This window comes from Streptomyces sp. NPDC017056, from assembly GCF_044332485.1.
Classification (GTDB): Bacteria; Actinomycetota; Actinomycetes; order Streptomycetales; family Streptomycetaceae; genus Streptomyces.
In genome coordinates this window covers 149,502-162,678 of sequence record NZ_JBIRPD010000014.1, presented here as the reverse complement: position 1 = coordinate 162,678, position 13,177 = coordinate 149,502, and the positions used below count along the sequence as shown (strand labels likewise).

At 72.7% G+C, this 13,177-nt stretch carries 12 protein-coding genes; 6 read left to right on the top strand and 6 right to left on the bottom strand.

All coding sequences use genetic code 11. The features are described from left to right. Nucleotides 1-151 precede the first annotated feature (151 nt). Nucleotides 152-418, bottom strand: a complete 267-nt coding sequence (locus ACH4OW_RS25635) for a hypothetical protein (RefSeq protein WP_398030192.1) — start codon at nt 416-418, stop codon at nt 152-154. On the opposite strand from ACH4OW_RS25635, the gene ACH4OW_RS25630 reads away from it, so the two are divergent. From ACH4OW_RS25630 to ACH4OW_RS25620, 3 genes are all read left to right on the top strand, one after another. Then, a complete protein-coding gene (locus tag ACH4OW_RS25630; protein ID WP_360128894.1) occupies nt 411-1,400 on the top strand; it encodes an alpha/beta hydrolase in 990 nt (329 codons plus the stop codon). The genes ACH4OW_RS25635 and ACH4OW_RS25630 overlap by 8 nt on opposite strands. Nucleotides 1,401-1,636: 236 nt before the next feature. Next, entirely contained in the window at nt 1,637-2,803 is a 1,167-nt protein-coding gene (locus tag ACH4OW_RS25625; protein ID WP_398030191.1) for an exonuclease SbcCD subunit D, read from the top strand. Further along, nucleotides 2,800-6,018 (top strand): AAA family ATPase, encoded by a 3,219-nt coding sequence (locus ACH4OW_RS25620; protein ID WP_398030190.1) that lies wholly within the window; start codon nt 2,800-2,802, stop codon nt 6,016-6,018. Before ACH4OW_RS25625 ends, ACH4OW_RS25620 begins: the two co-directional genes overlap by 4 nt. On the opposite strand, the gene ACH4OW_RS25615 is transcribed toward ACH4OW_RS25620, so the two are convergent. From ACH4OW_RS25615 to ACH4OW_RS25605, 3 genes are read right to left on the bottom strand one after another with little or no spacing between them, the layout of a single operon-like run. Next, complete coding sequence (locus ACH4OW_RS25615; RefSeq protein WP_398030189.1) at nt 5,972-6,781, bottom strand: MerR family transcriptional regulator; 810 nt, start codon at nt 6,779-6,781, stop codon at nt 5,972-5,974. The two genes, ACH4OW_RS25620 and ACH4OW_RS25615, sit on opposite strands and share 47 nt — an antisense overlap. A gap of 23 nt (nt 6,782-6,804) precedes the next feature. After that, nucleotides 6,805-7,704, bottom strand: a complete 900-nt coding sequence (locus ACH4OW_RS25610; protein WP_398030188.1) for an alpha/beta fold hydrolase — start codon at nt 7,702-7,704, stop codon at nt 6,805-6,807. Beyond that, complete coding sequence (locus ACH4OW_RS25605; RefSeq protein ID WP_398030187.1) at nt 7,646-8,695, bottom strand: AraC family transcriptional regulator; 1,050 nt, start codon at nt 8,693-8,695, stop codon at nt 7,646-7,648. The genes ACH4OW_RS25610 and ACH4OW_RS25605 overlap by 59 nt, the downstream gene beginning before the upstream one ends. Nucleotides 8,696-8,775: 80 nt before the next feature. Between ACH4OW_RS25605 and ACH4OW_RS25600 the strand changes: the two genes are divergently transcribed. Then, nucleotides 8,776-9,609 (top strand): NAD-dependent epimerase/dehydratase family protein, encoded by an 834-nt coding sequence (locus ACH4OW_RS25600; protein WP_398030186.1) that lies wholly within the window; start codon nt 8,776-8,778, stop codon nt 9,607-9,609. Between the two features lie 11 nt (nt 9,610-9,620). Here the strand turns inward: ACH4OW_RS25600 and ACH4OW_RS25595 are convergent, their stop codons facing one another. Further along, nucleotides 9,621-10,067, bottom strand: coding sequence for an Lrp/AsnC family transcriptional regulator (locus ACH4OW_RS25595; protein ID WP_360128915.1), 447 nt, complete (start codon nt 10,065-10,067; stop codon nt 9,621-9,623). A gap of 112 nt (nt 10,068-10,179) precedes the next feature. Continuing rightward, nucleotides 10,180-11,121, bottom strand: coding sequence for a bacteriocin fulvocin C-related protein (locus ACH4OW_RS25590; RefSeq protein WP_398030185.1), 942 nt, complete (start codon nt 11,119-11,121; stop codon nt 10,180-10,182). Nucleotides 11,122-11,268: 147 nt separating this feature from the next. Between ACH4OW_RS25590 and ACH4OW_RS25585 the strand changes: the two genes are divergently transcribed. Next, nucleotides 11,269-12,231 carry a MerR family transcriptional regulator gene (locus ACH4OW_RS25585; protein ID WP_398030184.1) on the top strand — a complete coding sequence of 321 codons (963 nt, stop codon included), beginning with the start codon at nt 11,269-11,271 and terminating at the stop codon, nt 12,229-12,231. An 81-nt stretch (nt 12,232-12,312) separates the two neighbouring features. Then, nucleotides 12,313-13,143, top strand: a complete 831-nt coding sequence (locus ACH4OW_RS25580; RefSeq protein ID WP_398030183.1) for a class I SAM-dependent methyltransferase — start codon at nt 12,313-12,315, stop codon at nt 13,141-13,143. The last annotated feature ends 34 nt before the right edge of the window (nt 13,144-13,177 follow it).

Sequence of the window (13,177 nt, the reverse complement as noted above, 5' to 3'; positions counted from 1 at the left end):
AAGGCGGCTGACCTAAGGCGCCGGTCCGCGGACCGGCGCCTTTCCCGCGCACGGCGTCACTCCGCAGAGGCACGGGACATAGCGCCAGAGAGTGATGACGACTATGGCGCCGGGTCCGTAGATTTCCGTCGGCACGTCACCGACGGAACCTCTACGGAAGGAAGCCGATGCGCCGCATGTCGATACGGCACAGTTCGATACGGTACAACTCGGTACGGTACAGATCGATGCGCCACAGATTTCTGCCCACTGCGGCAGCAGCCATGGCCTTGGCCGCCACGGTCTGTGTTTCCGCCACCGCCACCGCGCACGCGGTAAACGTACCGCCGAGCCCGCCGGACGTTTCGTCCCAGCAGTCGGCGGAATCCGGGCCGGCCCTGCCCGTGCCCGGCGGCAAGCATCCGATCGGCATGGCCACGGTGCACTTGAAGGACACGAAGCGCGCCGACCCGTGGGTGCCCGGGGAGAACCGGGAACTGATGGTCTCCCTCTGGTATCCCGCCGTACGGCCCTCGAAAACCCCCGCGCCGTACATGACCGCAGCCGAATCCAGGGAATACCTGAAAGAATTTCTGGAGACCAGCCCCGTGAAGGTGCCGCCGGAGATTCTGGGCACCGTGGGCACCCACGCGACCGTGGACGCCGAACCGGCCGGGCGGCCCGGCAAGCTCCCCCTGGTCGTGGTGTCGCCCGGCTTCGGGATGCCGCGCGCCACCTTGACCGGGCTCGCCGAGGAACTGGCCGGACGCGGCTACGCGGTCGCCGCCGTCGGCCACAACTACGAGGCCAACGGCACCACCTTCCCCGACGGGCACACGACGCCCTGCGCCGCGTGCAAGGGCAGGGACTGGCCCAAGGTCGGCGCCGTCCGCGCCCAGGACGTCTCCTTCGTGCTGGACGAACTCACGAAGCAGAACCCGGCGTGGCGGGGCGGGAAACTCCTCGACACCGGCCGTATCGCGATGGTCGGGCATTCCGCCGGCGGTTTCAGCATCATCCCGGCCATGCTGCGGGACCCGCGCATCAAAGCCGGCGTCAACATGGACGGCAATTTCCACTTCCCGAACGACATCCCTGTGAACCGGCCGGTGCTGATGCTGGGCGCTTCCGACCACGTACCCGGCGGCCCCGACCCCTCCTGGGGCGACACCTGGAAAGAGCTGACCGGGTGGAAGCGCTGGCTGAGCGTCGACGGCACGGAGCACCTCTCGCTCACCGACCTGGCAGCGCTGACGAAGAAAATCGGCATCCCGTTCCAGCCCCTCGACGGCGACCGCTGCGACGCCATCACCCGCGCCTATGTGACCGCATTCGTCGACAAGCATCTGCGCGGAAAGGACAGCGCCCTGCTGAACGGGCCTTCGGCCCGGTACCCGGAGGTGAAGTTCCACCAGCCGTAGCCGGACGGGCGCTCCGGCCCTCCGGGGGCGGGCGCTTCGCCGTAGTGAGGCGCGTCACACGGCCGGGCCGGCTTGCCGCGTGCTTCGGGGCCGTCCCGGTGCGGATGGCAGACTGAGGTCGGTGAGGGGCGCGGTGCCCGGCGGTGCCGGCGTGGCCGGTGCGCAGTGCGGCGGTCGGCGAGGCCCGGTGCGCGCAAGGAGCGGAGGAGTATAAAAGTGCAGGTCGAGGCGGTCTCTTGAGATTTCTGCACACCTCCGACTGGCACCTCGGCCGCTCGTTCCACCGGGTGAACCTGCTCGACGCGCAGCGCGCCTTCCTCGATCACCTCGTCGGGGCGGTCCGGACGCACGACGTGGACGCGGTCCTCGTCGCGGGCGACGTCTACGACCGGGCCGTACCGCCGCTCGCCGCCGTGGGGCTCTTCGACGACGCCCTGCACCGCCTCGCGGAGCTGGGCGTGCCCACCGTCATGATCTCCGGCAACCACGACTCCGCCCGCCGGCTCGGCGTCGGCTCGGGGCTGATGCGGCAGGCGGGCATCCACCTGCGGACCGATCCGGCGGCCTGCGCCACCCCGGTCGTGCTGCGCGACGCGCACGGCGAGGTCGCCCTGTACGGGCTCCCGTACCTCGAACCGGCCCTGGTCAAGGAGGAGTTCGGGGCCGCGCGGGCCGACCACGCGCAGGTGCTGGGCGCGGCCATGGACCGGGTGCGCGACGATCTCGCCGGCCGCCCGGCGGGCACCCGCTCGGTGGTCCTCGCGCACGCCTTCGTCACCGGCGGCGCGCCCAGCGACAGTGAGCGCGACATCACGGTCGGTGGCGTGGAGTCCGTACCCGCTTCCGTCTTCGACGGAGTCGACTACGTCGCCCTCGGACACCTGCACGGCTGCCAGACGATCACCGACCGGGTCCGCTACTCCGGCTCGCCGCTCGCCTACTCCTTCTCCGAGGAACGGCACCGCAAGTCCATGTGGCTCGTCGACCTGGACGCCGCGGGCGCGGTGACCGCCGAGCGCCTGGACTGTCCGGTGCCACGGGCGCTGGCCCGGATCCGGGGCAAACTGGACGATCTGCTGGCCGACCCGGCGCTGGCCGTCCACGAGGAGGCGTGGGTGGAGGCGACGCTGACCGACACCGCCCGCCCGCACGAGCCGATGGCCCGGCTGGCCAAGCGCTTCCCGCACGTCCTTAGCCTCGCCTTCGAGCCCGAGGAGGGCGCCGGCCGCTCGCTGGCCTCGTACGCCCAGCGGCTGCGCGGCCGCAGCGACCAGGAGATCGCCGAGGACTTCGTGGAGCACGTACGGACCGGGCGCGCCGTGGACGAGGAGGAGCGGGCCGTGCTGCGCTCCGCGATCGACGACGTACGGGCGGGCGACGCCCTCGGAGAGGTGGCGCGGTGAGGCTGCACCGGCTGTCGGTCACGGCCTTCGGGCCGTTCGGCCGTACCCAGACCATCGACTTCGACCGGCTCTCGCAGGCCGGTCTCTTTCTCCTCCACGGGCCGACCGGCGCGGGCAAGACCTCCGTCCTGGACGCGGTCTGCTTCGCGCTGTACGGGTCCGTACCGGGCACTCGGCAGAGCGGGCAGGCGCTGCGCAGCGACCTCGCCGACCCGCTGACGCCCACCGAAGTGGTCCTCGAACTGACCGTGGGCGGGCGCCGGCTGGAGATCACCAGGCTGCCGGAACAGCCCCGCCCGAAGAAGCGCGGCATCGGCACGACCCGGGAGAAGGCCCAGAGCCGGCTGCGGGAGTACGTGACCGGTGACGGCGAGGCCGGCGGCGGCACCGGGGACGGCCGGGGCCACTGGAAGGCGCTGAGCCGGTCCCACCAGGAGATCGGCGAGGAGATCGGCCAGCTCCTCGGCATGAGCAAGGAGCAGTTCTGCCAGGTCGTCCTGCTGCCGCAGGGGGACTTCGCGCGCTTCCTGCGCGCCGACGCCGAGGCCCGCGCCCGCCTGCTGGGGCGGCTCTTCGACACCCGCCGGTTCGCCGCCCTCGAAGAGCAGCTCGCCACCCGCCGCAAGGCGGCCGCCGACCGGGTCGCCGCCGGTGACGACCGGCTGCTGGCGCTCGCCCACCGCATGGACCAGGCGGCGGGGGAGCCGGCCGACCTCGCCGATCCGTCGGTCCCCGCGCCGGGGCGCGCACCCGAAGCGGTGACTCCGGCAGCGGGCCGCCGTGGCGGCGCGGGACGGGCGGCACGGGCTGCCGGTACGGGCGCGGCCTCCCAGGGCACGGCGACCGTCACCGCGCTCGTACCAGGGCAGTACGGGCGGGGAACAGGCGCGTCGGCCACCGCGCAGGCGGTCGAGGCGCCGAGCCCCGGTGAGCCGGGCTTCGCCGAAGCCGTACTGGTACGGGCGGCGGTGGCGCGGTCCAGCGCGCGCGAGCGGTACGACATCGCCCGGCTCGCCGTACGCTCTGCCGAGGCGGCGGAGGCCGCCGCCCGGACGCGGGCGGACGAGGAACGTGAACGCGACCGCCTCCAGCGGCGGTACGCCGACGCGCGGCGGCGCGCGGCGGAGCTGGCGGAGCAGTCCGGCGAGCGGGACCGTGCCCGCGACCGGCTGGCGCGGGCCCGCGCGGCTTCCGAGGTCGCCCCGGCGCTGGCGCTGCGCGACGCCGCCTGGCGCGAGCACGAGACGGCACAGGCCGCCGAACGGCACGGCCGGTCCCAACTGCCGCCCGACCTCGCGGGCGCGGACGCCGAACGGCTCGCCGCGCTCGAACGCGAGCTGCGGCAGGACCTCGGCTCGCTGACCGCGGCCCGCCGCGCGGAGAGCCGCGCCGCCGACATCGGCCGGGAGCGCGCCGGGATCGAACGCGAGGCGCGCGCCGACGAACAGACACTGGTGGACGCGGCTGCCTGGCTCGCGGACTGGGAGCCGGCCCACCAGGAACACCAGCGGCGCATCGAGGCCGCCCAGGAGGCCGCGGCCCGCGCTGAACAGCTCCACGCGCAGCTCGATCCGGCCCGGCAGCGGCTGGAGGCCGCGCGGCGGCGCGACCGCCTCGGGAGCGACGTGCGCGCCGCCGACGAGGAGGCGCTGCACGCCAGGGAACGCTCGGCGGCAGCCCGTGAACACTGGCTCGACCTCAAGGACCGCCGCCTGCGCGGCATCGCCGCCGAACTCGCCGCAGGGCTGGAGGACGGCGCGGCGTGCGCGGTGTGCGGCGCCACCGAGCACCCCGCCCCGGCCCGTACCGAAGCCGGGCACGTGGACCGCAGGACCGAGGAAGCGGCGCTGGATGCCTACCGGCAGGCCGAGGCCGTACGCGAGGAAGCGGAGCGCGCCCGCCAGCCCCTGAAAGAGGAGCTGGCCGCCGCGACCGCCACGGCAGGGGACACGCCCGTCACCGAACTCGCCCTCGCTTACGAGGAGTTGCGCGAAGACTATGCGCGCGAGCGGGCCGCGGGCGCCGGACTGCACGCCGCACGGGAGGCGTTGTCGCGCGCCGAGCGGGAGCACGAACGCCGCCGCGCCGAACAACAGGAGGCCGAGCGCCGGGCTGCCGCGCGCACCTCCCACCGTGAGGCTCTCGACCGCGAACTCGCCGCACTGGAAACCGAGTTGTCGGAGGCGCGCGGTGACTGCGCGAGCGTCGCCGACCGTGCGCGGCGCCTGGACCGGCAGGTCGCGCTGCTGGCCGACGCCGCCGCCGCGGCCCGTACCGCCGAGGCGTGCGCCGAGCGGCTCAAGGAGGCCGACGCGCACCTGTCCGACGCCGCCTACCGCGCCGGATTCGACACCCCGCGCGACGCGTCGGACGCGCTGCTGAGCGACGCCGACTGGCGCGAACTGCAACAGCAAGTCGACCGCTACCAGGCCGAAACCGCCGCCGTGGAAGCAGAGTTGGCCGACCCGGAGGGGATCGCGGCGGCGAACCTGCCACCCGCCGAACCGGGCCGGGCGCACGCGGAGCTGGAGCACGCGGGCCGCAGGCTGCGCACCGCGGGCGCGGCACACGCGGCCGCCGAGGAACGCTGCGCCGAACTCGACCGGCTCGGCGCCCAGGCCCACGCCGACGCCCGCCGGCTGGCCCCGCTGCGCACCGAGTACGAACGGGTCGCCCGCCTGGCCTCGCTCGCCGCCGGCACGTCGGCGGAGAACGAACGGCGGATGCGCCTGGAGTCCTACGTCCTCGCCGCCCGGCTCGAACAGGTCGCGGCCGCCGCCAGCTCGCGCCTGCACCGCATGTCCTCCGGCCGGTACACGCTGGTGCACTCCGACGAACGGGCCGGCGGCGCCCGCCGCTCCGGCCTGGGCCTGCACGTCATCGACGCCTGGACCGGACACGAGCGGGACACCGCCAGCCTCTCCGGCGGCGAGACGTTCTTCGCCTCGCTGGCGCTGGCCCTCGGCCTCGCCGACGTCGTCACCGACGAGGCGGGCGGCACCCGCCTGGACACCCTCTTCATCGACGAGGGATTCGGCAGCCTGGACGAACAGACACTGGACGAGGTGCTGGACGTACTGGACTCGCTGCGCGAACGGGACCGCAGCGTCGGCATCGTCAGCCACGTAGCGGACCTGAGACAGCGCATCCCGGCCCGCCTGGAGGTCGTCAAGGACCGCGCGGGCTCGTCCGTACGCCACCGGGTACCGGACTGACCACGCGCCGCAGCCTGGTCCAGCCGGTCCAGCCGCGTTCCCTCAGGAGCCCGGCCAGGCGGCGGGCCGGCGGCGCGGTGTCGAACGCCAGCCTGTCCATCAGCTCGACGAACGGAAGCTCGATGTCGGCGTCGTCGACATAGTCCTCGCCCCGCTCCTCGGCCAACCGGCTCACGTAGGCGGCCAGTTCGTCGGCCAGCCCGACCAGCTGCGGATCGTCCTCGGCGCAGTCGAGTGCCCGGCCCAACGTCTGGTAGAAGTCGACGAGCTGCGGGTCGGCGAGCTGCTCCTGTTTGCGCGCCACCCACTCCGCGACCCGCCCGGGGCAGCGCGCGGCCAGCGGGATCCAGCCGTCACGTTCGATCCGGACGACGCGCTCGTCGACCCCCAGCTCCCGCAGCCGGCCGAGGAACCCGACCACCTCCGGGGGCAGCGCCAGGCTGTCCCCGGAGGCGAGGCGGGCGATCCGCTCGCGGTGGCGCTGCCGCTCCCGGATCTCCGCCCGCAGCTGCTCGTCGATGTTCGCGACCGCGGCGGCGAACTGTTCCTCGCCGGCCTGGAGCAGCTCCCGTACGCGTGCCAGCGGTACCCCGGCCCCGGCGAGGGTCCGGATCCTGATCAGCTCGACCACGGCGCCGGCGCCGTACCTCCGGTAGCCGGAACGGTCCCGCTCCGGCTCCGGCAGCAGCCCCTTGGCGTGGTAGTGCCGCACCGCGCGCACCGTGACTCCGGCGTACGACGCCAGCTCGCCGATGGTCAGCATCGGACCGGTCTCCTCCCGGTGGTTCAAGAAGCCGGCCCGTCGGCCGGGGGGTGTGCTCCCCGGATGATCCGGGCGATCTCCGGGGCGTGGGTGAAGACCAGCCGGTGATCGGCGTCGAGCCGGGACACGGCGACCTGCGGCCGCTCGCGGACGAGCCGCTCGACCCCGGCACGCCAGAGCCGGTTGTGCCGCGGCACCCGCCCCGCGGTGCCGCCGCCCGCGACCGAGGTCGACATGATCATGCTGATGGGGCAGCCGATCGCCCGGTACCGGGCGAGGAGTCCGGACCGCACCTCGTCGACCTCGATGTTCAGGTCGAAGATCTCCTGAGCGGTGAGCACGACCCGGTGCGCCGCGCCCCGGTCCGGCGCGGCAGCTTGCTGCGCCGCCGATTCCTCCCACATCGCGCGGAACCCCGCCCGGTCGGCGTCGGTGATGAACGGTTCGGGCAACGGGTTCGCCCCGTCGACGAGGACGAGCCCGGCGACCGCGTCGGGACGTCCGGCGGCGTAGTGCACCGCCAGGTCCGCTCCCAGCGAGTAGCCCACGAGCACGGGCGCCGAGGCCGGTCCGAGACGTTCCGACTCCGTCAGCACGGCGGCGAGATCGCTCAAGAACGCGTCGAAGGAGTACGGGCCGGTGGCCGAGGCCAGGCCATGGCCTCTGAGGTCGAAGGTCACCACGTCGTACTCGCGCCGGAGCAGCCCGGCCAGCTCGTGCAGATCGGCCTGTGTCGAGCTCAGCCCGGGGCAGAGGACCAGCGGCCGTCCCCGGCCGCCGCGGGACACCGGGATCGTGACGCCGCCGTGGCGGACCGTGAAGTGCCGCACCGTCCCGTCGCCGCCGCCGACCCGTATGCCGTCGTTACCGCGGTACGGCATGCGCGGTCCGGCGGCGTTGTTCGCGCTCGTTCTCGTTGTCATGCCGGCCATGCTGAGAGGCTGCCCCTGCGTCAGGGTCAACCGCCGTGGCGTCCGGCTTCCGCTCCCGGTGCCGGCTGGGGCGGATTCCGTAGACGCGTTTGAAGGCCACGCTCAGCCCGAAAGCGCTCTGGTAGCCGACCTGCCGGGCGATCGACTCCACGGTGGCCTCGGTGCGCGACAGCAGGTCGGCCGCCAAGGCCAGGCGCCAGTCGGTCAGGTAGGCCATCGGCGGCCGGCCGACCAGTTCGCCGAAGCGGCGGGCGAAGGTGGCTCGTGACACGCCGGTCTCCTCGGCAAGGGCGGACACCGTCCACGGGCGCGCGGGCCGGTCGTGGATCAGTTGCAGCGCCCGGCCCGCGACGGGGTCGCCGAGCGCCCGGTACCAGCCGGGCGGATCGGCCTCCGGACGGGCGAACCACTCCCGCAGCGTGCACAGCAGCAACAGGTCCAGGAGCCGGTCCAGGACGGCCTGCTGCCCCGGAGCGTCCCGGCTGATCTCCATGGCGGCGAGGTCCAGGATCGGTCCCGGCTTGCCGTCGTCGCGCACCACGAGGACCCGGGGGAGTGCGCTCAGCAGCCGTTCGGAGACCCGGCCGCCGACCTGGTAGCTGCCGGTGAGCAGCACGGTCTCGCCGTCCGGGCGGTTCCCGCAGGTGCGCGGGCCCAGGATGACGTCGCCGCTGACGTCCTCGCCGTCGGCCGCCGTACACCGGTCGGGGTGCACCACGTAGAGCGGCGGCTCTTCCGCGCCGGCGTCGTCGGCGACGGAGAACGGTTCCGCCCCGGTCACGATGGCCACGTCGCCGGGGCCGAGCGCGACGGGCGCGGTGTCACCGCCGGGGACGACCCAGCCGGCGCCGCGCAGCATGGTGACGACGGTCAGCGGCGTCCCGTCGGCGAAGCGGACCGACCAGGGCGGGGCCACGATGTTCCGGCTGAACAAGGCGCCGTTGGATCTCACCTCGTACAGAAGGCTCGCCAGAGGGTCCATGCGGCGAGTTTAGACGCTGAGACATCGAAGTGAGCGGATCGGCCATTCTCCGGCTCAACCGCCCCCGGTTGACTGATCACATGACGACGAAACCGATTTTGGTCCTCGGCGGTACGGGCAAGACGGGACGCCGCGTGGTCTCCCGCCTCCGGGAGCGCGGACACGAGGTGCGGGCGGCCTCCCGCAAGGGGCCGGCCCGCTTCGACTGGGACGACGAGAACACCTGGGAGCCCGTGCTCGACGGTGTCGGCGCGGCCTACCTGGTCGATTCCCTGCGCAGCGACGCCGCGACCCCGCTGAGCGCCTTCGGCAAGCTCGCCGCGGCCGGCGGTGTCGAGCGGCTGGTGCTGTTGTCGCACCGCGACTGGGTGGTGCCCGACGGTGAGGAGAAGCTGCCCTGCGAGCGTGCGGTGCGGGAGTCCGGCGCGGAGTGGACGCTCCTGAAACCGGCCTGGTTCGCGCAGAACTTCAGCGAGGAGTCCTTCTTCCGCCGGCAGCTCGTCGAAGGCGAGGTCGTACTGCCGGCCGGGGGCGGCCTCGAACCGTTCGTCGACGCCGACGACATCGCCGACGTCGCCGTGGCCGCCCTCACCGAGAACGGCCACGCCGGACGGGCCTACGAACTGTCCGGACCGCGGCTGCTGAGCCTGGCCGACGTGACCGGCGAGATCGCCCGTGCCACCGGCCGGGACCTCACCTACCGTCCCGTCTCACCGGCCGATTTCGCGGAGCACGCCGCGCGGCGCGGCCTGCCGGATGAGTTCACCGACCTGCTGAACCTGCTCTTCGGCTGGATCCGCGAGAACCGCTTCGCCCAGCTCGCCGACGGCGTCCAGCAGGCTCTGGGCCGCGAACCCCGCGACTTCGCCGACTACGTCAGGGCCACCGCCGTGACCGGGGTGTGGCACGGCTGACCGGGGCGCCCTCAGGCGCTGATCGGCCGCCGGGGGAGCGGCGAGGAGTACACGACGCTGGTCGTCACCGCGCCCAGGGCGCCCACCCGTCCCGACACCTCCTCCAGGTGCTTCATCGAGCGGGCGACGACCTTCAAGACGAAGCAGTCGTCGCCCGTGACGTGATGCGCCTCCAGGATCTCGGGCGTGCCGTCCAGGAGGTCGTGGAACGGCTTGTAGTCGCCGCTCGGGTAGCGCAGCCGCACGAAGGCCAGTACGGACAGGCCGATGCCTTCCGGGTCGACCACCGCGGCGTATCCGGATATCACCCCGGCCTCCTCCAGGCGCCGTACCCGTTCGGTCACCGCGCTCGCGGACATGCCCACCGCGCGGGCCAGTTCGGCGTAACCCGCGCGGCCGTCGCGCTGCAGGACGTCGAGGATGCGCCAGTCGGTGGCGTCAGGGGAATAGCCGGTCATGGGAGGTGTCTAGCAGTGGAATCCCCGGCGGATCAAGGGTTTTGCCGGGGGAGTGTGCCGTGGCACGGGGCGGCCGCCGTCCCGCCCCGTGCCACTGGCGGTGCCGTACGGCTCAGTCGTAGCAGAGCCCGTCGCAGGTCTGCGCCCACCACCATCCGCAGCCGCTGGACGAGGTCTGGCAGTTGCCGCCACGGCAGTGGTAGCCGATGCTGCACCCGTCTTCTATGTGGCAGGTGCACCCGCTGAACGGACTGGCCGCGCCTTTCGTGGTGGTGTCCGTCGGCCCCAGCGTGGAGACCAGTGCCCGGGTCTCTTCCTGGCCGAAGGCCGAGACCGTGGCCTTCTTGAGGTGCAGCGGAGGCTGGTACGGCGTGGCCCTGCGGGCGAAGGCCGACGCGCCGGCGACCTCGGCGGTGAGCTGGTCGAGCACCCTGGCCTGTTCCCCCGTCAGGCCGGGGCGGCCGCTGCGGTAGTGCTTCAGGTGCTCCTGCCAGATCCGGCTCGCTTCCTCCGGCGTCAGGCGCGCGTAGATGGCCCGCCGATAGGTCATGGGGTAGGCGATGAGCTCCGCGTACGTCCTGGGGAGCCGGTCCGTGTTCTGCTCCGCCCAGGCGCCGGCCTGTTCGGCGAAGGCCGGGGCCCGGCCGGTGAGCACCAGCCCTGCGGCCACGGCCGCTCCGGCACCCACGCGCAGGAACTGCTTACGGCCCAAGGTCTTGGTTTCCAGCGGATGTCCGTTGTACTGGTGCCGCAGCTGCCCCAGGGCCTGCAGGACCGTCACCGTGGAGCGCGGGCCCAGCCGGCGGGCCAGCGGCACGCTCATGGCCGCCTTGGTCCAAGCGCGTACCCGGTCGCCCTGGGTACGGAGCAGCGTCGGGGCCCAGGGCGCCGTCTCGCCCAGCGCCCGGCGGCGCCATTCCCGTACGTCGGGGTGGTTCAGCGGCAGCACTTCGAGTTTGCCGGCGCAGGCCCGCACGACGGCTTCGGACACCACCTGACACGTCTCGCACGATGCGTCGAAGGCGAGTATCCACCTCTCCTTGTCTCTTCTCATCGCTCCTCCTGGAATCAATGGACACCGTGGCGCTTGCCGGCGTTCGAGGAGCCTCGATCCAGACGAACCTGGCCAGTTCTCCGGTTGAGTCGCTGGAGAGGCGCTTCGTACGTTAGGGGCTCCAGCGCACTGGAGGTTCAAGAGATTGTGACTTCCGCCACATTCAGTGTTGGTGATCTGGCGTCCCGTACGCAGCTGCCCGTCAAGACCATCCGCTACTACTCCGACATCGGGCTGCTGCCGCAGAGCGACCGCAGCCCGGGCGGGCACCGCCGATACGGCCCCGCGGCGCTGGAACGCCTACGGCTGATCAGGCAGCTCCGTGCCCTGGAAGTGCCGATCGCCGGTATCGCCCGGGTGGTCAGCGGCGAGCTGTCGCTCAGCGGACTGATCTCTGCCGAACTGTCCGCCGCGACCCGCGGAATCCTGTGCCTGCGCTGGCGGGAAGCGGCGCTGCGCGCCCTGGACGAGGCGGTGGACGACGCGGAACGCGCCCGCCGCCTCCACCTGCTGGAGCGCGTGCAGCGCCTTCCCCACGTACACGCCGACCTCGCCGAAGCGTGGTCGCGCGTCATCCCCCACAGTGTGCCGGCCCGGCTGCGCGACGCGATCATCGCCCAGACGGCCCCCGAGCCCGGCCCTGCCCCCTCCTGTGAAGCCGTGCTTGCCTACGCCGAGTTGCACGTGATCGCCCACGACCCCGGATTCGGGTTCTACTGGGGAGCTTGGACGACCGCGGACAAGGCGTCCCTCTACGCCGGGATGCAGCACGCCACCGTGGCGACCGCGGAGGCATTCGCCCGCGGCGAGGCTCCTCCCGCGCAGGTGACGGACGACGTGGCGGCACTGGTGGCCAAGGGGCGCGGTGTGGACGACAGCCCGTGCTTCCGCGCCGCACTCGGTCCCGAACTGCGCTGGGCCGTCCATCATTTCCGCCGGTACGCCGCCCCCTTGGCAGTGCTCACCGGACACGCCGCCAATGTGGCGCACTCTCATTGCCTGCTTCTCGACGCCCTGCCCGGCCCTGCGAGCCCGGGTGACACCCAGCGCGCCGCTCTGGTCAGGCTGCACCGGAACCTGCCCATGCCCTTGCCCGAATGGCCGGCGTAGTCCCGGCACGGCCGACACGGATGGGGGATTCCGGCGCCGAAACAGTGCGCCGGCGAGGCTCCGGCTGGCATGGTTCCGGATGTGGGCAACGAACGCGAGGTCAGCGGGTATTACCGGCATCCGGGATCCCGGCTGGGATATCCCCTGTTCCTCAACGGCACCAAGCACTTCGGCTATTACCGCGCGGATGATTCCCCGTGGCTGTGGTCGAAGGCGCTGCGCCGTATGGAGGACAAGATGGGGAAGACGCTCGCGTTGCCGCCCGGCGCGCGCGTGCTGGACGCGGGCTGCGGTGTGGGCGATGTGGCCGGTCACCTGGCGGGCCGTTTCGGGCTGCGCATCCACGGCGTGGACCTGCTCGATTTCCATGTCGCCACGGCAGCGCGCCGGGCCCGCCGCCGGGGGCTCGGCCACCTGCTCTCCTTCTCCCGCGGTGACTACGCGGCGCCGGCCTTCCCCGAGGAGAGTTTCGACGCGGTCTACACGATGGAGACCCTGGTGCACGCGGCGGAGGCGGAGACCGCCCTGCGGCAATTCCACCGCGTACTGAAACCGGGCGGACGGCTGGTCATGTTCGAGTACGTCCGGGAATCCGACGACCGCCTGCACCCGTCGGCGGCCGAACTCTTCCGGCAGCTGAACACCTGGGCCGCGATGCCGTCGTTCCAGCGTTTCACTTACGGAACGCTGGAACGCCTGACCTCCGAAGCCGGATTCTCCGACGTCCGGGCCGAGGACATCTCCCGCCACATGTGGCCCATGCTCAAATGCTTCGCCGCGATCGCACGGGCGCCTTACGCGGCCGCCAAAGCCGCGGGCCTGCACCGGCACACGGTGAATTCCATGTCGGCGGTGGAATTCTGGCGGCTGCGTGCTTTCTGGCGGTACGAGGTGCACAGCGCCGTGAAATGAGACGGGACGCGGGGGCACGGCGCGCGCCCGGACA